Origin of the sequence: Thermoflexus hugenholtzii (genome assembly GCF_018771565.1) — a bacterium.
GTDB classification, from domain to species: domain Bacteria; phylum Chloroflexota; class Anaerolineae; order Thermoflexales; family Thermoflexaceae; genus Thermoflexus; species Thermoflexus hugenholtzii_A.
Window position 1 is genome coordinate 487,928 of the sequence record NZ_CP076326.1, and the last position, 21,920, is coordinate 509,847.

19 protein-coding genes are annotated in these 21,920 nt (G+C 68.0%); 8 read left to right on the plus strand and 11 right to left on the minus strand.

Translation table 11 applies throughout. The features are described 5' to 3' along the window. The first annotated feature begins 31 nt into the window (after positions 1-31). The 6 genes from KNN16_RS02340 to KNN16_RS02365 all read left to right on the plus strand — a co-directional run bounded on the left by KNN16_RS02340 (position 32) and on the right by KNN16_RS02365 (position 4,102). Positions 32-463 (plus strand): bacterioferritin, encoded by a 432-nt coding sequence (locus KNN16_RS02340; RefSeq protein WP_273088933.1) that lies wholly within the window; start codon positions 32-34, stop codon positions 461-463. A gap of 178 nt (positions 464-641) precedes the next feature. Further along, positions 642-995, plus strand: a complete 354-nt coding sequence (locus KNN16_RS02345; RefSeq protein ID WP_303898498.1) for a nucleotidyltransferase domain-containing protein — start codon at positions 642-644, stop codon at positions 993-995. 107 nt (positions 996-1,102) lie between these two features. Next, entirely contained in the window at positions 1,103-1,315 is a 213-nt protein-coding gene (locus tag KNN16_RS02350; protein ID WP_303898500.1) for a DUF433 domain-containing protein, read from the plus strand. A 6-nt stretch (positions 1,316-1,321) separates the two neighbouring features. After that, positions 1,322-1,645, plus strand: coding sequence for a DUF5615 family PIN-like protein (locus KNN16_RS02355; RefSeq protein ID WP_303898502.1), 324 nt, complete (start codon positions 1,322-1,324; stop codon positions 1,643-1,645). A gap of 7 nt (positions 1,646-1,652) precedes the next feature. Next, positions 1,653-2,705 carry a DNA polymerase III subunit delta' gene (gene holB / locus KNN16_RS02360; RefSeq protein ID WP_303898504.1) on the plus strand — a complete coding sequence of 351 codons (1,053 nt, stop codon included), beginning with the start codon at positions 1,653-1,655 and terminating at the stop codon, positions 2,703-2,705. Further along, a complete protein-coding gene (locus tag KNN16_RS02365; protein ID WP_303898505.1) occupies positions 2,702-4,102 on the plus strand; it encodes a glycoside hydrolase family 10 protein in 1,401 nt (466 codons plus the stop codon). The genes holB and KNN16_RS02365 overlap by 4 nt, the downstream gene beginning before the upstream one ends. Positions 4,103-4,180: 78 nt before the next feature. Here the strand turns inward: KNN16_RS02365 and KNN16_RS02370 are convergent, their stop codons facing one another. Further along, on the minus strand, positions 4,181-5,209 hold the full coding sequence (locus tag KNN16_RS02370; RefSeq protein WP_303898507.1) for an SPFH domain-containing protein: 1,029 nt from the start codon (positions 5,207-5,209) through the stop codon (positions 4,181-4,183). 403 nt (positions 5,210-5,612) lie between these two features. Between KNN16_RS02370 and KNN16_RS02375 the strand changes: the two genes are divergently transcribed. Next, complete coding sequence (locus KNN16_RS02375) at positions 5,613-6,005, plus strand: iron-sulfur cluster assembly accessory protein (protein ID WP_299287085.1); 393 nt, start codon at positions 5,613-5,615, stop codon at positions 6,003-6,005. Positions 6,006-6,052: 47 nt separating this feature from the next. Here the strand turns inward: KNN16_RS02375 and pheT are convergent, their stop codons facing one another. From pheT to KNN16_RS02425, 10 genes are all read right to left on the minus strand, one after another. Next, complete coding sequence (gene pheT, locus KNN16_RS02380) at positions 6,053-8,590, minus strand: phenylalanine--tRNA ligase subunit beta (RefSeq protein ID WP_303898509.1); 2,538 nt, start codon at positions 8,588-8,590, stop codon at positions 6,053-6,055. Between the two features lie 48 nt (positions 8,591-8,638). Further along, positions 8,639-9,508, minus strand: a complete 870-nt coding sequence (locus KNN16_RS02385) for a HepT-like ribonuclease domain-containing protein (protein ID WP_303898511.1) — start codon at positions 9,506-9,508, stop codon at positions 8,639-8,641. 9 nt (positions 9,509-9,517) lie between these two features. Continuing rightward, positions 9,518-10,552 (minus strand): phenylalanine--tRNA ligase subunit alpha, encoded by a 1,035-nt coding sequence (gene pheS / locus KNN16_RS02390; protein WP_299287094.1) that lies wholly within the window; start codon positions 10,550-10,552, stop codon positions 9,518-9,520. Between the two features lie 358 nt (positions 10,553-10,910). Next, a complete protein-coding gene (locus KNN16_RS02395; protein WP_303898513.1) occupies positions 10,911-12,002 on the minus strand; it encodes a hypothetical protein in 1,092 nt (363 codons plus the stop codon). Between the two features lie 64 nt (positions 12,003-12,066). Next, a complete protein-coding gene (locus tag KNN16_RS02400; RefSeq protein ID WP_303898515.1) occupies positions 12,067-13,200 on the minus strand; it encodes a response regulator in 1,134 nt (377 codons plus the stop codon). After that, positions 13,197-15,371, minus strand: a complete 2,175-nt coding sequence (locus tag KNN16_RS02405) for a GAF domain-containing protein (protein ID WP_303898517.1) — start codon at positions 15,369-15,371, stop codon at positions 13,197-13,199. Before KNN16_RS02405 ends, KNN16_RS02400 begins: the two co-directional genes overlap by 4 nt. Before the next feature lie 118 nt (positions 15,372-15,489). Next, entirely contained in the window at positions 15,490-16,881 is a 1,392-nt protein-coding gene (locus tag KNN16_RS02410; RefSeq protein WP_303898518.1) for an ATP-binding protein, read from the minus strand. Beyond that, entirely contained in the window at positions 16,829-17,521 is a 693-nt protein-coding gene (locus KNN16_RS02415; protein WP_303898520.1) for a DnaD domain-containing protein, read from the minus strand. Before KNN16_RS02415 ends, KNN16_RS02410 begins: the two co-directional genes overlap by 53 nt. Next, positions 17,518-18,873, minus strand: coding sequence for a replicative DNA helicase (gene dnaB, locus KNN16_RS02420; protein WP_303898522.1), 1,356 nt, complete (start codon positions 18,871-18,873; stop codon positions 17,518-17,520). The genes KNN16_RS02415 and dnaB overlap by 4 nt, the downstream gene beginning before the upstream one ends. Before the next feature lie 333 nt (positions 18,874-19,206). Next, positions 19,207-19,725, minus strand: a complete 519-nt coding sequence (locus KNN16_RS02425) for a bifunctional nuclease family protein (protein ID WP_273096771.1) — start codon at positions 19,723-19,725, stop codon at positions 19,207-19,209. Positions 19,726-19,915: 190 nt separating this feature from the next. Between KNN16_RS02425 and hutH the strand changes: the two genes are divergently transcribed. Next, positions 19,916-21,490 carry a histidine ammonia-lyase gene (gene hutH, locus KNN16_RS02430; RefSeq protein ID WP_369685869.1) on the plus strand — a complete coding sequence of 525 codons (1,575 nt, stop codon included), beginning with the start codon at positions 19,916-19,918 and terminating at the stop codon, positions 21,488-21,490. The last annotated feature ends 430 nt before the right edge of the window (positions 21,491-21,920 follow it).

Genomic DNA, 21,920 nt, shown 5'->3' on the forward strand with positions numbered 1-21,920 from the left:
CTCCCACATCCTTGGATCTCAGGAGGTTGCCATGGACGAGAAGCTGGCGCAGCTCATCGAAGGTCTGAACCGGGATCTCAACGCCGAGCTCAACACGATCATCCGTTACATCCGCCATGCCAGCGTCCTCAAGGGCCTGGCCGGCCACGAGGTGCGGGAGCTCCTCCAGAAGGAGGTGATGGACGAGGTCAAGCACGCGATGTATCTGGCCGACAAGATCGTGGCCCTGGGTGGAACCCCTCGGGTCCAGCCCCAGGCTCCCACGGAGGTCTCCGACTGGCGGGGCGTGCTGGAGGACTCCCTCAAATTCGAGCTCGAAGCGATCGCCGGCTATCGGGAGCGGGCGGCCCAGGCCGAGGCGGTGGGGGATATCGGCCTGAAGGCCACCCTGGAGATGTTCGCCGAGGACGAAACCCGGCACAAGGAGGAGATCGAGCGGCTCCTGGGCGGGCCAGCCTTTTAGCGCTCGGCGAAAACCAGGCGGGCCCACCGGGACCGGGATGCGAGCGCGTCCGAAGGGTCGGTCCATTCCCCGATCCCTATCGGGAGCAGCGGCAGGGGCGACCCACCGGGTCGCCCCTCCATCGCTCCAGATCGCGCATGATGATGCAGCGAACCCAAAAAAATAAAAAGGTCTCGCCATGATTGCAGGACGCAAAATATCTCTCGAGGAAATTTACGAGGTTGTCCAGCAAATAGTCGACAAATTCCATCCACAATCTATCATTTTATTCGGATCCTATGCTGATGGACAGCCGGAACCGTGGAGCGATGTGGATTTGCTGGTGATCATGGACACACCGCTGAAAGAAATCGATCAGGCGGTAGAGATATGTCGAAGTATCCGCTGTGATTTTCCGATAGATTTGATTGTATATAAACCAGAAAATATTAAGAAAAGGATCGATATGGGAGATTTTATGCTTACAGAAATTGTAAAGAAGGGGAAGGTTCTGTATGAACGAACTCACTCGGGAGTGGATCGAGAAAGCTGAAGGCGATTGGAGAACCAGTGCCCGGGAGCTCCGGGCTCGCAGACACCCAAATTACGATGCGGTCTGCTTCTATCTTATAACAGAATACAGAATAAGGAGATGTAGTGATGAAGAAAAACCCGTTGATTGTTCGTTCCGATGAAATCCTCGGCGGCACGCCTGTGTTTGCAGGCACGCGTGTTCCGATTCAGACCCTCCTGGATTACCTGGAGGCGGGCCATACTCTGGATGAGTTTCTCGAGGATTTTCCGACCGTAAGCCGGGAACAAGTCGTTGGGGTCCTTGAACACCTGAAAGCTTTATTGCTCGCTGAGGTGTAATATCAAATGCGAATATTGCTGGATGAGTGTTTGCCTCGACGCTTAAAGACTGTATTGATTGATCATGAGGTTCGAACAGTTCCGGAAATGGGATGGTCAGGATTGAAAGATAGGGAAATTCTGAGCAGAGCTCGGAGGCAATTTGATGTCTTTGTGACGATTGATCAAGGTTTCGATTTTTTGAAATCTTCGTTATCTTCTTTAGCGCCCTTAACAGTGATCATCTTGAGCGCTCCAAGCAACCGTTTCGAAGATCTGCAACCACTTATGAAAGAGGTTCGTTCGATTCTGGAGAATCTTTTGCCTGGCCAGGTTGTGCGGATCGGTTGAGGCGCAAATGGGGTTGGCTCGTTGGGTGGTCGGTCATCGGTCGGTCATCCGCCTGCTGGAGCGCCAGCGGGCGGAAGGGCGCATCGCCCACGCGTATCTGTTCACGGGCCCGCCCCATGTAGGCCGGCGGACCCTGGCCTGGGCGTGGGGGATGGCCCTGTTGTGCGCCGAGTCCGATCCTCCCTGCGGGTCCTGTCGCGCGTGCCGCCGGATGGAGGCCGGACATCATCCCGATGCCCTGTATGTGGCCCCGGAGGGCAACAGCCTGAAGATCGATCAGATCCGCGAGGTCCAGCGGCAGCTCGCCCTCACCCCGGTGGAGGGGCCTTATCGGGTGGTGCTCTTCGATGAGGCGGAGAAGATGACCACGGAGGCCGCGAACGCCCTGCTCAAGACCCTGGAGGAGCCGCCCTCTTACGCGGTGCTCATGCTCATCGCGCCCTCCCCCGAGTCCCTGCTGCCCACCGTGGTCTCCCGCTGCCAGATCCTTTCCCTCGACCCCGTCCCGATCCCCGAGGTCCGCCAGGCCCTGCAGGCCCGCTGGGGCGTCCCGGCGGAGCGGGCGGATCGCCTGGCGCGGCGCTCCGGAGGGCGCCTCGGATGGGCGGTCCAGGCGGCCCATGACCCGGAGGTAGAGGCCCGCTATGAGGAGCGGATCCGCCGGATCCATGAGCTGCTGAGCCAGGGACGATGGGAGCGGTTCCGGTTCGCCGAAGCGCTGGCCGGAGAAGAGGAAGAGACCCGCCAGGCCTTTCTGGAGGCCGCCATGGCATGGTGGCGAGATGTCCTATACCGCGCGGCGGGAGCCCTGTTGCCCTTGATCCACGAGGAGGACCGCCAGCGCATCCAGCGGGTGGCGGAGCGGGTGGGCCTGGCGGGCGCCCGGACCGCGCTGGAGGCCACGCGGCGGACGTGGAACGCCCTCCAGCGCAACGCCAACGCCCGCCTCGCCCTGGAGGCGATGCTCCTGGACTGGCCCTTCCTTCCTGAGGAGGATTTTGAATCGGATCCCATGCCAGCTCCTGCCCTCTCGTCGGATGTGCCGGGAGGTCCGCCATGAGCCGTCGCAGAGCGCTCCCCGGCCTCCTCCTGTTGCTCCTGTTCGTCGGGTCCAGCCCCATGCGCCCGGGTGGGATCCCTCCTGCGGACGTGGAGAACGCGCTCTGGTATGTATGGAGCCGCTACACTCCTGCCATCCCATCTCATGCCTCCCCTGCTTTCCCTTCGATCGGGGGAGAGGCCCAGGCCGGACCGTATCGGGTCTATCTCCCTCTGGTGATGCGCGCGCCTTCGGCCGCGCCCGAGTTTCGGGCCCTTTGGGTGACGCGGTTTGACTGGACGCGGGCGGATGGGACATGGGCGCGGCCGGAGATGCTGGTGGCCATTGCGGATCAGGCGGCGGCGGCCCGTTTCAACGTTCTTCTTTTTCAGGTTCGTGGGGTGGGGGATGCGTATTACGCGCCGGGGTATGAGCCGTGGGCGGCTCGTTTGACGGGGACGGTGACGCGCACGCTGGGGGTTTCACCGGGGTTTGATCCGCTTCGGGTGCTTCTGGACGCGGCCCATGCCCGGGGGCTTCAGGTTCACGCGTATGTCAACGTGTATCCGACGTGGCTTTGCGGGGTGGGGGCGCCTCCGGACGGCCTGGACCCGCCTCATCCTTTCTGGACGTTCTCCCGGACCAACGGGCGCTCGTGGAGCGCGTGGCGGGTGTATGATGCTTCGGGCATGCCGATGAACATGATGACCTGTGACAGCTACCTCTGGGCCACGCCGGCGTGGTCGGGGGTGCGGGATCACCTGCAGCGGGTGGTGGGGGATCTGGTGCGCCGCTATGATCTGGACGGGGTGCATCTGGACCTGGTTCGCTATCCGGGTCGGGGCTACTCTTATGATCCGTTCACGCCTTCCTTCAGCAGTTCGGCGGAGCGGGCGGAGTGGCAGCGGGAGCAGGTGAACGCCATGGTTCGGGACCTCTCGGTGGTGGTGAAGGGGATACGTCCTCAGGCCTGGGTGACGGCGGCGGTGTGGGGGGTTTATCAGAACCGGTGGGGCTGGTCGGGGTTCACGGAGGGGTATTCGGACTATTACCAGGATTCCAAGCGCTGGCTGCGGGAGGGGTGGGTGGACGCCATTATGCCGATGATTTACCCGGCGGGGCCTTCGGGGAACTGCCCGGACACCACGGTCTGGACGCTGGATCGTTTTCGTGTTCTGGTGGCGGATTTCCTGGCGGACGCCAGCGGCCGATATGTCTTCCCAGGCATCCACGGGGGCTATGCTTGCTTCCGGGATGTCTTGGACCGTATTCAGGCAGCCCGGGCGTTGGGGGCTCGGGGGGTAGCGATCTTTGCCTACGGTCCCTTGAGCCGGCGGGGCTACTGGGATGAGCTGGCCGCCCAGGCCTTCCCACAACCCGCCCCCCTCCCGCCGTTGCCCCGTGGGAGCCGAAAGTGAATTTCGGCTTACCATAGGGCTTGCTCGAAGGCCGCCCCGCATCCGCGATTCCCGTTCCCGTTTGTGGACAGCCTCTCATCAGCCCTTCATGAACTCTTCGATGGCCGTGCGACTGATGCGATAAGTGGTCCCGATCTTGCGGGCCTTCAGCTGGCCGGACTCGATGAGTTGCACGATGTCTTCCGGGGAGACCTTCAGGTAGGCGGCGGCTTCTTCCACGGTCATGATCTCCGGGGCGGGGGTGGGGCCAGTCGGAGCGGCCGGGCGGGTCATCCCCTGGAAGAGCTGGGTGAAGAACTGGGCCAGCCCGAAGCCGGCCCCCGCGCCCACGCCGGCCGCGGCCAGCCCGCCCAGCTCCTGCTGGGCCGCCTCGCGCAGGGCGTCCGCCGCCTGCAGCTGGGCGTAGGTCTGCACATCGAGCAGCCCCATGGCCCGCAGCTCCTCAACGGTCTTCGAGGAGGGACGCAGGGACTGCACGTAGAAGGCTTTGAGGTCCAGCCCCAAGGCCCCGAAGTCCTCCTGAGCTTTGGCCCGCACCGCCGCGCCGAGCTCTTCGAAGAACCCGGCCAGGTCCACCACCGGGCGGTTGAAGTTCCCCACCACATCGGCCAGCTTGCTCACCAGGATGCTGCGCAGGTAGTCCACGATGCGTTCGGTCTCATACAGGCGTTGCACGCCCACGATCTTGTTGACGAAGAGCTGGGGATCGCGCACCTGAACGGCGAAGGTCCCGTGGCCCTGAAGCAGCACCACCCCCAGGCCCATGCCGGGATTGCGCACCACGATGGGATCCGGGGTTCCCCATTTGAGGTCCACGAACTCCCGGGTGGAGACAAAGTAGACTTCGGCGGTGAAAGGGGAGCGGCCGCTGAAGAGCGGGCCCAGCAGGTTGATCAGCAGCGGGATGTTGGCCGTGGTCAGGGTGTGACGGCCCGGCCCGAACACATCCAGGGCCCTCCCGTCCCGGAAGAACACCGCGACCTGGCTCTCCCGCACGATCAGCTGGGAGCCCAATCGGAAATCCCCGGCCCCCTCCTCCGGGAAACGGCGGACGATCTCCCGTCCGGTGTCATCCGCCCACTCGATCACATCGAAGATGCGGGGCATCTTCTCCTCCTAACTGAGGTTTGAAGCCGATCCGAAGGGAATCCCAGCTCGTGGCTTTCCGCTCGAAGGCTCCGGCCTCATTTTACCGGAGGAAACGGTTTGGGGAAATCCATGGGGAATCCATCAAAAAAGTAATCCTCCCGCAGGAGCGGCTTTCGCCGCGACCATCGTGAGATCGAGGAGATGGAGGTTTGGGCTGCGGAAGCGGCTTTCAACGCAAGCCCTTGTAGGATCAAAGACATGAGCCTCCATCGTTGGGTTTTCGGCTCCATGGCGCTCCGGCATCCGCGTCCTCCGGAGTAGGCGATGAGGGGCGAAAGGGATTACAATCCAGTTAATTCAGCCACCGGCCGGCCCCGCGTCGGGGGAGCGGCCGGAAACGAATCCGTTCCGGAGGTGTGCGATGGTCGAGCCGGCCCGGCGGGATGAGGAGCTCACCGTGCAGGTCCCGGTGGTGACGCTGACGGAGGCGGCAGCCCGGCGTCTGCACGCGCTCATTCGCGAGAAGAACATCCCCGCCCGGTATCTGCGGGTGTTCGTCGCCGGCGGGGGATGCTGCGGGCTTCAGTATGGCATGGGGTTCGAAGACCAGCCCGCGGAGACGGATCACCAGCTGGAGAGCCAGGGGATCTCCCTCCTGGTGGACCCGATCAGCGCCTCGTATCTGTGGGGCTCGACCATCGACTACGTCGAGGATCCGGCCGGGGGATTCTTTCAGATCCACAACCCCAACGCCCTTCCCTCCTGCGGCTGCGATCATTCCTCCGGTTCCGGCTGTGGATGTGGCTCCCATTGAGAAACGAGGGGGCGGACGGTCCTTCCGTCCGCCCCCTCCCCGAGCGGTCACATTCCCTCCTCTTTCTGACGGACGACGGCGCCGAGCCGTTCAGCGGCTGCCCGGATGAGGCGTTCCCGCAATGTGGCGACCTCCCGGTCCGTGAGGGTGCGGTCCTCCGCTTGATAGAACACAGTGAAAGCCAGGCTGCGGTGCCCGGGCGGGATGGGCGGCCCCTGGTAGACGTCGAAGAGGTGCACCTCGCGGACCAGGGGGGTGCCGGCCTCGCGCAGCACGGCGGCCAGGGCGGCAGCCGGCACGCTCTCCGGCACGATGAAGGCTAAGTCCTCCACCACCGGGGGCACCCGAGGCACCGCCTCAAAGACATGCGCGATGGGCGCCAGGGCCTGCAGGGCTTCCAGATCCAGCTCGGCGATCAGGACGGGCTGATCCGGCAGCTCCCAGGCCCGGCGCACCAGCGGGTGCAGCTCCCCCAGGATCCCCAGGGAACGTCCACCGGCCTTCACCTCCGCTCCCCGGCCCGGGTGCAGGCTCGGATGTTCCGCCCGCTCGAAGGCCACCCCCGGGATGTGCAGGCGCTCCAGCAGCGCCTCAACGACGCCCTTCAGATCGAAGAAGTCCATCCACCCCCGATCCACGGGAAGCCACGAGGCCGGATCCCGCGGCCCGGTGAGGGCGATGCCGATCCGCCGCGGCTCCTCCGGAAGGGCCTCTCCGGGACGGGGGAGGAACACCTTCCCAACTTCGAAGATCGCCACCCGTTCCCGGAACCGGAGGTTGGCGCGAAGGGTGCGCAGCAATCCGGGGAGCAGGGTGTGGCGGAGGACGGTGCGCTCCTCGCTGATGGGGTTGATCAGCCGGACGTAGTCCAGGGCCGTGTAGGGATTGGCGACGCCGGGAGGGGCCAGACGGGCTTCCTCGTCCGGATGGATCAGGGCGTAGGTGATCACTTCCTGGAGCCCGCAGGCCACCAGGATGTCCCGGACCCGCTCCTCGAAGGCCCAGGCGGGGTTGCCCCGCTGCGGGGGCAGGGGATCCCGGAGCCGGGTCTCCGGCATCCGGTCATAGCCCCAGATGCGGGCGACCTCCTCAATGAGATCCTCCGGGCGCTGGCAGTCCAGCCGATGATCGGGGACGGTGACCCGCCAGGCGGCCGGGGCGGAGCGGGAGCGGGCGGGAGGCCGGGCGGGCTCGACCCGGAACTCCAGGGCGCGCAGGATCCGCTCGATCTCGCGGGGCGGGATGGCGAAGCCCAGCACGCGCTCCACATCCTGCGCGGAGAGCGGGAGGGTCACCCGTCGGGCCTTGCGGGCGTAAGCGTCAACGACCCCGCGGGCCACGACCCCATCGGCCAGGCGCTGCATGAAGGCGGCGGCCCGCCGGGCGGCGGGGAGGGTGAGGGCCGGGTGGATCCCTCGTCCGAAGCGGGCGCTGGCCTCGCTGGGCAGCTTGTGCCGGGCGGCCGTGCGACGGATGGAGATGAAGTCGAAGTTCGCGGACTCCAGGAGGACGGCGCGGGTGGCCTCCCCGACCTCCGTCTCCGCGCCCCCCATCACCCCGGCGATGGCGATGGGACCGGCCTCGTCGCAGATCAGGAGGTCCTCCGGATCCAGGTCTCGCTCCACCCCATCCAGGGTGCGGATCCGCTCGCCGGGGCGGGCGCGGCGGACGATGATCGTGGGGGGGCGGCCGCCGGCCCGCTCCACCAGCCGATCGTAGTCGAAGGCGTGGAGGGGCTGGCCCCATTCCAGCATCACATAGTTGGTGATGTCCACGATGTTGTTGATGGGGCGCATCCCGCACAGCCGCAGCCGCCACTGCATCCAGTAAGGGGAAGGACCGATCCGCACGTCCCGGATGACCATGGCGGAGTATCGGGGGCAACCCTCCGGGTCCTCGATGCGGACCCTCACGAGGCGGCGGGCCGTTGGGCCGAAGGCCCTCACCGCGGTGGGAGGGTAGCGCAGGCGCTTGCCGGTGAGGGCGGCCACCTCCCGGGCCACCCCGATGATCGAGAAGGCGTGGGCCAGGTTGGGGGTGAGGTCGATCTCCAGCACCACGTCCCCCATGTAGTCCGCCAGGGGCATCCCCACCGGCGCCTCCGGGTCCAGCAGGATGATCCCCTCGTGGTCCTCGGAGATCCCCAGCTCTTTCTCTGAGCAGACCATGGCGTCGGAATAGATCCCGCGGATGGCCCGGCCCTGGAGGGTCATCTTCACCCAGCCCGGCTGGTGGCCGTCGTAGAGGGTGGCCCCTTCCAGGGCGAAGGCCACCTTAAGAGGGCGCTCCGGCGGACGTTCCAGGAAAGGGAACAGGTTAGGCGCGCCGGTGACCACCACCTTCGGCTCCCCCCGGCCGTAGTCCACCGTGGCCAGGAGCAGGCGGTCGGCGTTGGGATGGCGCTCCACCCGGAGGATCTGCCCGACGACGATCCGCTCCCGGTCCCATTCCAGGGGAGCGCCGGGGACCCCGAACCGCTCGATGGCGGTCACCTCCAGGCCGGCCAGGGTCAGGCGCTCGGCCAGCTCCTCCGGCGGCAGATCGATCCTCACGTATTCCTGTAGCCAGCGCAGCGGAACCCGCATGTCCTGTGTCCTCCTCGCTGGGATCTGGAAGCCATGGGGCCCTTCGGCCTACTTTCCGGAGCGAAGCCCCGTTGCGACCCCGATGGCCTGGACGAAGTCCTCGATGTCCTGCATCGCCTGGGGGATTGCTTGAAAGACGAGGCGATCATCCACTTCCCAATATCGATGAACCAGCCGATGGCGCATGCGAATCAGGTCGGAGAGACGCTGCGCGAGCGCCTCGTGGAGCACTCCATGCTCCTGGAGCACTTGAAGCGCCTCACTGTAGGTTTCCGGGGGGCGCCAGCGGTTCTGAGCGATCAGGTGCTGGGCGATATCCACAATGGCTTCCGCTGCCAGCACCAGGTGATACCGGGCGCTGCCTCGTCGGTGTGGGTCGGCTAAGAAATCCGCCTCGGGCATCCGGGCGAGGGAATCGAGGGCCCGCTGGCTTTCAAACAGTGCGGAGAGCAGGTTGCGCATGCGATCGCTTTGATAGCGGATCATCTGGAAGACACCTCGCAGGTAAGCTTCGTGCAGGCGGCGGACCTCGAAGTATTCGGTCCAGGTCGAGGCCTCGAAGTCGGCGCGGCGGCCCTCGTCGCGGCAGAGGAGAATGCGGCGGGGCCGGATGGCGGCGAAGCGGAAGGCCGGTGGCGCGGCGTTCAGGGCCCGCACGTCCACCGGGAAGGGGAGGCCGGCCCGGCGCAGCGTCGCCTCCAGGCGGGCGGCCAGCTCCGCTTCCCGGGGCCAGGCCGGCGTGGGAAAAGGATCCAGGAACACCGCGACGTCGATGTCCCGGAAGACTTCCCCCTCGACGAAGGAGCCGTGCAGGTAAGCGAAGACTACATCGGGCTCCCCAGCCAGGGCCCCGGCCAGGCGCTCTTCCACACGGCCCTTTTCTTCCTCATGGACCCGCCAGGTCTTGATCGGCTCCATCTCCGCCCTCTAATCGAACTGCTCTAAGAAGCGCAGGTCGTTGGCCCAGAAATATCGAATATCGTCGATGCGATGTTTGAGCATAGTGATCCGTTGCGGCCCCATGCCGAAGGCGAAGCCGGTGAAGCGGCGGGGATCGTAGCCGCCGTTTTGCAGGACCACGGGGTGCACCATCCCGGCGCCGGCGATCTCGAGCCAGCCGGTGTGCTTGCAGACCCGGCAGCCTCGCCCCTCGCAGAGGATGCAGTCGATATCCACCTCCACGCTGGGCTCGGTGAAGGGGAAATACGAGGCGCGGAAGCGGACCTTGCGCTCGGGTCCGAACATCCGGCGGGCGAAGTCCGCCAGGGTGCCCTTAAGGTCGCTCATGGTCACCCCGGGGCCCACGGCCAGTCCCTCCACCTGGTGGAACATGATCTCGGAGCGGGCGGTGATCTGCTCATAACGATAACACATCCCGGGCAGGATCACCCGGATGGGCTCCGGGCAGAAGGCCCGCATGGCATGGATCTGTCCCGGGGAGGTGTGGGTGCGCAGGATCACTCCCTCCCGGTCGGTGTAGAACGTGCTCCACATATCCCGGGCGGGGTGATGGGGTGGGATGTTGAGCAGCTGGAAGTTGTATTCATCGGTCTCCACGTCCCGGCTGGTGAAGACCTGGAAGCCCATCTCGGCGAAGATGGCGACGATCTCCCGGAGGGTGCGGGTGGCCGGGTGAAGCCGGCCGGCGCGGACCGGACGGCCGGGCAAGGTGACGTCCAGGGGCGGCGCCTCCAGCTCGCGGCGCAGGGCGGCCTGGCGCAGGGCCTCCCGCCGCGCGGCGTAGGCTGCCTCGAGGGCCTCTTTGACCTCGTTGGCCTTGCGCCCGATGGCCGGCCGCAGCTCCCGGGGGAGAGTCCCCAGGGCGGCGAAGGCCTCCATCAGTCGGCTGCGCCGGCCCAGATAGCCGGCATACCAGGCCTGGAGGGCCTCCTCGGTGTCCAGCCCTTCCAGCTCCCGTAACGCCTCCTCACGCAATCGTTCCAGCTCGTCCACGGTGACCATGCCGGCGTGCCTCCTAATAGGGGTCGATGAGAATCCCGGGAAATAACCACGCCCTCATCCCGGCCAGGGACGAGGGCGTGGGCTCCCCCGCGGTACCACCCTGCTTGGCCTGCGGCGCGCAGGCCCGCTCTTCGCCGGAGGCAAGGGTCTCCGGCGGCCCGGATAACGGTGGGCCCTCCGGGAACGGCTACTGGGGAGAGGGCTTCCGGAGGCCTCTCCGGTTCGCCGTTCCGGCTCCGGGGCGAACTTCAGCCGGCGGTCGCCGAGCGGGGCTCTCAGCCGCGGCCCCGCCGCTCTGGCGGCGCCGTCCCGGCCTACTCCTCCCCTTCTTCGCCGTTCGGAAAAAAGATCAGGCTATTCACGGATCTTCGGAGCCCCCAGACGCTTCCAGGGTCCAGGGTTGGGGGGCGACCAGCTCCCCCTGGGCTTGTAGCAGAAGGCCGATGCGGGCCTCTCGCGCGAGCTCCAACGCCCGACGATCCAGAACCACCCCGAAGATCAGGGGCAGCACAGGGCCTCGCACGCCATATGCGCGCAGAGCTTCCTGCACGGCGGCGTTGCGCAGCAGGTCCGCGAAATCGTGGACCGCGCGGGGCCCGAGACGGGCCTTTACGGAGATGAGAAGCCAGGCCTCTTCGCCGTCGGGCCCGCGCACCCGGGCGATCCCGTCCAGCTCCCCAATCCGGTCAATGGCCAGGGTGGCGATCGGCTCCAGGAGGACGTAACCGCGCTCCGCCAGATAGCGCTGCACGGCTTCCACCATCTGGCCTTCCACGGTCACGCCGACGGTCTGGCCGAACCGGTCCAGGGTGCGCTGGAACTGTTCCTGGCGTAGAAGGACCTGCCGCAGGGTCTCCTCTGTGCGGCGCTGGGCCTCGGCGAGTTCGGCGAATCGGCGCTCGGTCTCGGCGCGGTATTCCAGGAACTCCTGACGATGCGCTACGAACTCCTGGCGGTGGGCGGCGAACTCTTCGTAGTGGCGGCGCTGGGCTTCGGCGAGTTCGGCGAATCGGCGCTCGGTCTCGGCGCGGTATTCCAGGAACTCCTGACGATGCGCTACGAACTCCTGGCGGTGGGCGGCGAACTCTTCGTAGTGGCGGCGCTGGGCTTCGGCGAGTTCGGCGAAACGCCGGTCAGTCTCGGCACGGTATTCCAGGAACTCCTGGCGGTGGGCCGTGAAAGTCTCGCTCAGGTTGCGAAGGGCCTCGGCGAGCTCGGCGAAGCGGCGGTCGGTTTCGGCCCGGTGGGCGGCCAGGGCTTCCTCGGTGCGGCGCTGGGCCTCGGCGAGTTCAGCGAAACGCCGGTCGACCAGCTTGTGGAGCTCCCGGAATGCGTTCGGAAGATTCAACAGCTCATCCGTCAGGAGCAAGCGGCGCAGCTCCTTCCGCCACTCCTCGTGTTGCTCCAGCAGTCGAACCAGATCATGGAAATCCGTGATGGTGAACGCCATCGAGCCCTCGCGGTGAATCCTCAACTGGATTTTATCACACGTGCGCTCCGCCTCAGAGGATCCGTCACCGGGGCCGGGCGGGGGGATCGCCTAAGGGATCCTCCAGCAGCCCGCCCAGGATGGCCTTGCGCACCGCGGCGGCGCGGGTGTGAACGCCCAGCTTGCTCAGGATGCTGTCGACCTGTTTCTTAACCGTGTTGGGGGAGACCACGAGCCGTTCGGCGATCTCCTTGTTGGTCAGCCCGTGGGCCATCCAGCGCAGGACCTCCCGCTCCCGGGGGGTGAGGGAGGCCAGGGCGGCCTGGTCCTCCGGCGAGAGCGCCCCGGCGGGGCGAGCGGGGGCCGGCCGGGGGCGCCCAGCGAAGGCCTGCCGGACAAACTGCAGGAAGTTCTGCCGGTTGAAGGCGGCTTTGTCCAGGAAGGCCATGACCCCCAGGCTCTGGTAGGCCATCTCCACCTCATCGGCGGAGGCGGTGGCGCTGACGGCGATGGTGGGCAATCCTCGTCGCCGGGCCACCCGCAGCAGCCGCAGGCCGTCCCGATTGCCGAAGGGATCCATCGAGCTGGCCAGCTGGAGGTCGACGATGAGCAGGGCGAAGGATCCCTGCTCCAGCCAGGCCAGGGCCTCGCCGTAGGAGGAGGCCGTCTCCACCGCCAGGCCGATCTCCCCCAGCAACTCCCGGTAAAGATCCTGCCAGCCCGGGTCGTCCTCCACCACCAGGGCTCGGGGGCCCGGATGCGATGCCGACGGGGCCCCGGCGGGAGCAGACGGGGAAGGCGAAGGCGCGGAGGGGAGGAGCTCCCGCTGAAGGAGACGAGCGGCGACCTCCCGAAAGGCTCGACGTCGGAAGGTCTCCTTCCGCAGGAAATCGGCCGCCCGATGACGGGTCAGAGCCTCCACGGCCATCTCGACGGTGGCGTAGCCGGTCAGGGCGATGGCCGGGACCAACGGGCTTCGCTCGGCCAGGGCGTCCAGGACGCGGAACCCACCCCGATCCCGGTGATCCCCGGGGTCGAGGGAGATGTCCACCACGGCCAGCGTGTAGGGACGCTCCTGTAACCAGGCCAGGGCGGTGGGGACGTCCGGGGCGGCATCGACCTGCAGCCCCAGCTCCTCGAGCTCCTCGGCGAGCAGCTGCCGCCAGGCCGGGTCATCCTCCACGATCAGCGCGCGCATCGGCGTGCGCTCCGGGATCATCGGCTCGTTCCCTCCTTTCCCTCAAGGCGTGAAGGCATCCCGCCCGGATCCATCGGGGCGCGGGGCAGGCGGATGTGGAAGGCTGTGCCCTGGCCCGGGGCGCTTTCCACCCGGATCTCCCCGCCGAACCGCTGGATGAGCAACTTCACCCACCACAGGCCGAAGCCCAGCTTCTTCGGCGCGCGCTTGGTGGAGAAATCCAGCTCGAAGATCCGCTCCTGGATCTCCGGGGGGATCCCCGGCCCGTTGTCCCGGACGGTGAGGATCACGTCCTGGGGGCCGGCCGCTCCCTCGATGCGGATCCAGCCGCTCTCCCCCAGGGCCTCCACCGCGTTCTCGATCAGGTTGAAGAAGACCAGGGCCAGCTGGGGCTCCCCGGCCATCACCGGTGGCAGATCCTCCAGCCCGACGACCTCCAGCCGGATCCCCTCCGGGATCCGCAGATCTCGCAGGGCCATCTCCAGGCAGGGGAGGACCGGGATAGGGCGGGGGGCCATCGGCCGCAGGTAGACCATCGCCTCCCGCACCGCGTCCATCGCCGCCCGGGCCCGGCTTTCGATCTCCTGCAGGATCGCGTGGAGATAAGCGTCTTCGAGGAGGGCCGGCCGCTTCTCCCGCAGCCCCTCCAGGCGCACCGGGATCAGGCCGATGTAGTTGTTCAGGCGGTGGAGGAGATTGGCGGCGATGTCGCCGACGGCGGCGAAGGCCTCCATGATCGCCTGACGCTCCCGGGCCTCCTGAAGGGCCCGGACGTGTTCGGCCAGCTGGACGGCCAGGGCGGCGTGGTTGGCCAGGATGATCAGCAGGCGCTGGTCGCGCTCGGTGAAGGTGCGCGGGCGGGAGGAATGGACCACAAACACCCCCCGGACGGCGCCGGTGGGGTCCAGCATCGGCACAGCCAGGGCCCATCCCCCGGTCTCGAAGGAGAGGGGGCGGCGGGCCCGGCACACCGCCTCGGCCAGCCCGGCGGTCCCGGCCATGGTGGGGTGGGTGGCGAAGGCGAGGGCCGGCGGGCCCTCGGGGTGGATCAGCCAGATGGCGCCGTCGGAGGCCTGGAGCAGCTCACAGGCCAGGGCGACGGCGCGGGCGAAGAGGGCCTCGCGGCCGGCATGAAGGAGCTGCCCGGTGATCTCCTGCATGCCTCGCAGCAGCCGCATCTCCTGGAGGGCGATCACCGCCCGGGCGGCCAGCATCTCCAGCAACCGCTGGTCGGCCTCCGTGAAGGCTCCGGGCTCCGGGCTTTCCAGGTTCAGCACGCCCTCCGCCTCCCCGCCGGCCCCGATCAGCGGCACGGCCAGCTCGGCGCGGATCTCCTGGCCGGCCAGCCAGGGCCGGTAGATCGAGGCCCAGGGCGAGGTGTGCAGGTCATCGATACGCAGCGAGCGACCGTGGACGGCCACCCATCCGACGATGCTGGTCTCGTCCAGGTCCAGCTCGGGCGCTACATTGGGGAGCAGAGGGCGGCCGATCACCGCGCCCAGCACCAGACGCCGGCGCCCGCGGTCCACCAGGCGCAGCGTGCCGAAACGGGCGCCGGTCAGCTCCAGGGCGATCCGCAGGATGGCCTCCAGCACCTCCTGGGGGTCGGCCCGGGCGCTGAGGAGGTGGTCCATGCGCCGCAGCTCCTCCAGTTCGCGGGTGGCCCGACCCAGCGCCTGTCGGAGGCGTTCCATGGCCCGTGCCCGCTGCAGGGCGAGGGCGGCCAGGCCGGTGAAGGCCTCGATGGCTTCGATCTCCTCTTCGGTGAAGGGGCGCTCCTCCCGGCATGAGAGGTAGAGCACCCCCACCGGCCCCTCGGCGGTCAGCAGGGGCCAGCACCCCACGCTGCGGGCGCCCGCCGCCTGTTTCGCGGGATGGATGGGGATGTCCGGCGCCTCCCAGGAGAGGACGCGCCGTCGATGGAGAAGCGCATGGGCGGCCATCCCATCCGGCCGGGGCCAGTCCGGCCCGGTGAGCTCCCCGGTCTTCCCCACGGCCACGCGGGAGGCTGGATCGAGGCTGCTCTGTTCCGGATCGTAGCAGAACAGGATGGCGGCGGGCGCCTCCCGCCCCTCCAGCAGGCGGAGGGCCTCCTCCCCGATGCGGCGCATGCATTCGGGGAGCGGCGTTTCAGGGGGGAGGCCGGCCAGGCGCTCCCCCGCCGCCTTCAGGCGCTGGCACAGCTCGCGCATCGCCGGGGTCATCCGGAACCGCCGAGGCCCGGCAGGGCGATGGCGCCCATCCGCCCTGCCGGATTTTGAAGGGGAATTATACAAAGCGGAGCCCTCGCTGCAACTTCCCGCTACTCGCTCAGATCCTGCGGCGGGACTCGGGGCGGGGGAGAGGAGTGCGGTAGGGAGGGATCTCCAGGGTGATCACCGTCACCCGGGTCTCATCGCTCAGTCGTGAGGCGATGCGCGGATCCAGCTTCTCCAGCTGATCCAGGGGGATGGCCGTGGTGATCACCGTGGGCAGCTTCGCCAGGTAGCGGAAGTTGAGCAGCTGATACAGCTTCTCCCGGGCCCACGGGGTGGCGCTCTCCAGCCCCAGGTCGTCCAGGACCAGGAAGGGGACGAGCTTGGCCTCGTCGAAGCGTCGGTCGTAGGGCGCGTCGCTCCGGGGGTGGAAGGCGGCGCGCAGCCAGTCCAGGAGGTCGGGGACCGCCACGAAGAGGACGGGGGTCCCGCGGGCGGCTACGGCGTTGGCGATGGCCGCCGCCAGGTGCGTTTTGCCGGCGCCGTAGCGGCCGAACAGCACCAGCCAGCCGTGGGGGTGCTCCGCGTAGGCCCGGGCGATGCGGATCGCCTCCCGCAGGTTGTCGCGCTCGCGAGGCGAGAGCTCCGGCCGCTCCCGGAAGGTCTCGAAGGTCATCTCCTGGAGCAGGGGGAGGAGGTTCAGATCGGGCCCCGCGGTGGGACCGCCCCGCCGGAAATCGGGGGCCAGGATGTGCACGATCTCCACCAGCCGGGCGTCCTGGAGGCGGGAACGCAGGCGGGGCTCGAAGGCCTCCAGGGAGAGATTGGTGGTGATCACCGTGGGCAGGCGGGCGTTGTATCGCCAGTCCAGGAGCTGGAACAGCTTCTCCTGAGCCCATGGCGTGCTTTGCTGCGCCCCCAGGTCGTCCAGGATCAGGACGGGGGCTTCCCGCAGCTGCCAGAACCGTTCCTCATAGGAGACCTCGGCCTCCGGATGGAAGGCCGCCCGCAGCTCGTCCAGCAAGTCGGGGACGGGGATGAAGAGGGCGGCGACCCCCCGCTCCAGCAGGCGATGGGCGATGGCGGCGGCCAGATGCGTCTTGCCGCACCCGGTCCCGCCCCGCAGCACCAGCCAGCCCTGCGGGTCCTCGGCGAAGGCCCTCGCCCGCTCATACGCGCGCCGCAGGCTCCGGGCCTGGTCCGGGGGGAGGCCCAGCCCGTCCGGGAGGAAGTTTTCGAAGCGCTTGTCCTGGAGGGCCCGCAGGGGGCCGGCCGCCTGGATCCGCTGGCGGAACTCTGCGGCCTGGCGCTCCGTCTGGCAGGCGCAGGGGATCGCCCGGCCGAACAAAGGATGGCCGGGTGGCACGTCGTAAGAGATGTAGCCCAGCCCGCCGCAGATCGGGCAGGCCTCTGAGCTCTCCAACGATGGAGCGCCCGGGAGCTCATCCCGGGTCTCATCGCCGGCGCTTTTTCCAGGTTTCGGCAGCACGTCGCCAATATGCTTCATCCAGGCCTCCGGTCTCCCGGCCTTCGGTTGCCCAGCGCTCCAGGATGCGGCGGACGTAGGACCAGCGGCGGACGTTGCGGGAGACGGCGATGCGGAGGGCCTCCTCGATCCACTCCGCCGGATAGGTCCGGGCGGCCTCCTCCAGCTCCTGGGCGATCAATGGGGTGAGGGGTCCGATGTTCTGTTCGTAAAGGGCGAAAAGGTTCGGCCGGTCGGCGACCAGGACAGCGGACTCGCCGAGCTCGAGGGAGGCCGGGCGCTCGCCCCGTCGGATGGCCTCGTAGGCCAGACGCCCTCGTGGCGTGTTCAGGAAGTAGAGGTCATCCGTCCGCCCATCCTCCTCGATCCGCACATGCAGCAGGGTGCCCCGGGCGACCGCCCGGTTCAGGCCCTCGCGGATCTCGTGGGCGGGGAGGGCGGCGGTCAGGGCGGGGTCGGCCTCCAGCTCCGAGCGCCGGGCGTAGCGCAGGGGGCCGCTGCGGCGGGCCATATGATAGAAGCAGACCAGGGTCACCCGCAGCTCCCCCGGGTGATCGATGCGAGGGAGCAGCTCGGTGAAGAAAGCCTCCGGGATGGGCACCGTGCGGGTTTTGCCGCCCGGGAAGCCGGCGAAAGGCCTCGCCTCATTCCCCCTCGTCACAGCCGGATCTCCTGCTTGTGCAGATCGACGAACTGGGCTTGCTGTGGTCGGAAATACAGCTCGACGGTCCCGATCGGCCCGTTGCGGTGCTTGGCCACGATGATCTCCGCGATGTTCTTGCGATCCGTTTCCGGATTGTAGATCTCGTCCCGGTAGATGAAGATCACCACGTCCGAGTCCTGCTCGATGCTGCCGCTCTCGCGTAGATCGGCCAGGATCGGCCGTTTGTCGTGGCGTTGCTCCACGGCCCGGGAGAGCTGGGAGGCGGCGACCACGGGGATGTTGAGCTCCCGGGCCAGGCTCTTGAGGGCGCGGGAGATGTAGGAGATCTCCTGCACCCGGTTCTCCGCCCGGATGTCCGCCGTCATCAGCTGCAGGTAATCCACGATCAGGAGATCGAGCCCGTGCTCGGCGTAGAGGCGCCGGGCCTTGGCCCGCAGCTGCAGGGCGGAGATGGCCGGGGTGTCGTCGATCCAGATGGGGAGCTCCGAGAGGGTGCTCACCGCGTGCACGAAGCGCGGCCACTCGTCCTCCCGCAGCTCCCCCAGCCGCAGGCGCTGGCCCTCGATCCCCGTCTCCTGGGTCACCAGCCGGTGCACCACCTGCTCCGCCGACATCTCCAGGGAGAAGATGGCCACCCGCTGGCGGTAACGCTTGGCGGCGTTGAGGGCAAAGGAGAGCAGCAGCGACGTCTTCCCCACCCCGGGCCGGGCGGCCACGATCACCAGGTCGGAGCGCTGCAGCCCCCCCAGCAGTCGGTCCAGGTCCCGGAAGCCGGTGGGGATGCCCAGGGGCTCCCCCCGGTGCTCGTAGAGATACTCAATGTGCTCGTAATAGGCCCGCAGGAGGTCGCGGATCGATTGAACGTCGCGGATCAGGCGGCGCTGGGCCACGGCGAAGAGGGCCGCCTCCGCCCGGTCCAGCAGCTCGTCGACTTCGCCGGACGGCTCCTCGTAGGCCATGCGGGCGATCTGGGTGGCGGCCTCCAGCAGGCGCCGCCGGATGGCGTCCCGCTCCACCAGGCGGGCGTAATCCAGGGCGTGCACTGTGGTGGGGACGCGGGCGGCCAGCCCGATGAGGAAGCCCCGTCCGCCCACCTCCTGGAGGCGTCCCTGGCGTTCCAGCTCGTCGGCCACCGTGACCGGATCGATGGCCTCCCGCCGGTCGTGGAGGGCCAGATAGGCCTCCCAGATCCAGCGGTGCTTCTCCAGGAAGAAATCCTCCGGCCGCAGCATGGTCGCCAGCGTGTGGATGAGCTCGGGGTCCAGGAGGACCGCCCCCAGGACGGCCTCCTCGGCCTCCAGGTTGTGGGGAGCCAGGGGCACCCGCTCGGCCAGCTCCGGTGTGGTCATCCCTTCCTCCTGCCGGGTGGCAATGGCGCATGGGGGGATTTTCAGCTCCCTCCAGCACCCTTTCATCGGGCTCGTCGGCGCGGCCCGAGGGTCTCCCGTTGCGGTGCTCCGGGCGGGGAGGCCGGGCGCGCGCACGACACGGGACGCCGGCGGTCGAGACGCGAACCGGCCGCCCGCTCTCCCCCCGAATCCGGGTGTCTGGGACCCTGAGGGTCTGCGGACGCTCGGGAAAGCCGGGGGTTGCGGTTCCGCGCGGTCCGGCCTTCGGGTGCGGGGAAAGAGGCGGCGGCCTGGTCCCCGGGGGAGCGGCCCGGGCGATCTCCGGCGGGGCCCTCACTCCTCCCCGCCCTCGCCCAGGTCGTCCAGATCGAGGGATTCGATCAGATCGCGGAAGGGAGATTCCTCGAGCTTCGCCTCGGGGCTCTCCAGGCTCTCGCTCTCGATCTCCTCCTCCCGCGGGTTGACCCCCGCCCGCTCCATCACGTCCTCATCCACATAGATAGGCACGCGGGCCCGGACCGCGAGGGCGATGGCGTCGCTGGGACGGGAGTCGATCTCCAGGCGCCGGGAGTCCATCTGGATCACGATGCGGGCGTAGAAGGTGTCGTTGCGGAGATCGTTGACCACCACGTAGAGGACCGTCCCCCCCATCTCGGTGATCACGTTCTTGAGGAGATCGTGGGTGAGGGGGCGGGCCACCTCGATCTGTTGCAGCTCGATGTTGATGGCCTCCGCCTCATAGGGGCCGATCCAGATCGGAAGGTAACGGTCGCTCTCCCGCTCCCGCAGGATGATCACCCGGTGCTGGGACATCAGGCTGGCGCGGATGCTGTCGATCACCACCTCAATCATCGCAGCCTCCCCCGGCTCGTTCCGCCGACGCCATCTCGTTCAGGGTTCTTAACTCGATTATACCACCAGGGTCAAGGAGGGAAGGGAACGCCGCGGGGCCGCGCCCCGACGGTCGAGATCCCGTTCCCTCTCTCCGAAGGGAAAGCCGGGCTACCATAGAGGGGCAGGGATCCCCGAAGGACAGGAGGCCGTGTCGATGACGGCGCTGGAGCTGGACGGCGAACATCTCACCCTGGAGGATGTGGTGGCGGTAGCCCGGGGACGGCGCCCGGTGGCCCTGGCCCCCGAGGCCTGGGCTCGGGTCCGACGAAGCCGGGAGGCGGTGGAGCGATTGCTCGCCCGGGGGGCGGTGATCTACGGGGTGACCACCGGGTTCGGACATCTGCGGAACATCCGCATCTCCCCGGAGCAGGCGTCGCTTCTGCAGCACAACCTGTTGCAGAGCCACGCGGTCGGGGTGGGACCGGAGCTCTCGGAGGAGCAGGTGCGGGCGATGATGGTGGCCCGGCTGAACTCCCTGGCCCGGGGCCACTCCGGGGTCCGCCCGGAGGTCCTCCAGCTGCTCATCGAGATGCTCAACCGGGGGGTCCATCCCGTGGTCCCGGCCCAGGGCTCCCTGGGGGCCAGCGGGGACCTGGCGCCGCTGGCCCATATGGCGTTGCCGATGATCGGCCTGGGGGAGGCCATCGTGGAGGGCCGGCGGCTGCCCGGGGCGGCCGCCCTGGAGGCGGCGGGGCTGCGGCCGCTTCGGCTGGAGGCCAAGGAGGGCCTGGCCCTGATCAACGGGACGGCCTTCATGGCCGGGATCGGCGCCTTGGTCACTTACGACGCCGAGATCCTGGTGCAGACCGCGGACGTGGTGGGGGCGATGACCTTGGAGGCCCTGGAGGGATCCGCTGTCCCCTTCGACGAGCGCCTCCACCGGGTGCGGCCCCATCCCCGGCAGATGGACTGCGCGGCGTTCCTGCGGGCGCTGTTAGAGGGCAGCGAGCTGCTGAGCGATCCCCAGCGCCCCTCCCGGGTGCAGGATGCTTACTCCCTGCGCTGCATGCCCCAGGTGCACGGCGCAGTGCGGGACGTGGTGGCCTACGCCCGCTGGGCTTTAGAGATCGAGCTGAACAGCGCCACGGACAACCCGCTCATCTTCTGGGAGGAAGGGGAAGCGGAGCCCACGGTCCTGTCGGGGGGGAATTTCCACGGCGAGCTGATCGCCCTGGCCATGGATTACCTGGCCATCGGGTTGGCGGAGCTGGCCAACATCTCGGAGCGGCGCCTCAACCGGCTGCTGGATCCGGCGGAGAACGAAGGGCGGTATCCTCCCTTCCTGGCCCTGGAGCCGGGGCTGCATTCCGGCTTCATGCTGGTGCAGTATACGGCGGCGGCCCTGGCCTCGGAGAACAAAGTGCTGGCCCACCCGGCCAGCGTGGACACGATCCCCTCCTCGGCGAACACGGAGGATCACGTGAGCATGGGCGCCACGGCCGTGCGCCACGCGGAGATGGTGTTGCGCAACGCCCAGCGGGTGGTGGCTGCGGAGCTGTTCGCGGCGGGCCAGGCCATCGACCTGCGCCGGCGGCAGGCCGGTCGTCCGCTGCGGATGGGGAAGGGGACGGCGGCGGCCTACGCCCTCCTCCGCCAGCACGTGCCCTTCCTGGAGGCCGACACGGTGATGGCGCCGTGGATGGAACGGGCCTGCCGGCTGGTGGCGGAAGGATACCTCCTGCGCGCCGCCCAGGAGGGCATCGCCGGCCTGCATGCCGAATGAATTCGGCCTCAAGAGGCCTTCGGCCGACGGTCGGCCTGCGCCGACCGGGAGGTATCTTTTGCGTCGGCGAAGGCCGACGCCCGGCGCGCCAGCGCCTTGGAAGGCCGATTTCAATCGGCGCGAAGGCCTTCGGCCGGCGGTTAGCTTGTGCGCCGAATGAATTCGGCCTCAAGAGGCCTTCGGCCGACGGTCGGCCTGCGCCGACCGGGAGGTATCTTTTGCGTCGGCGAAGGCCGACGCCCGGCGCGCCAGCGCCTTGGAAGGCCGATTTCAATCGGCGCGAAGGCCTTCGGCCGGCGGTTAGCTTGTGCGCCGAATGAATTCGGCCTCCAGGGGCCTTTGGCCGACGGTCGGCCTGCGCCGACCGAAAAACATTCCCTGCGTCGGCGGAGGCCGACGCGGGGCGCGGAGCGCCTAAGAGGGCCGATTT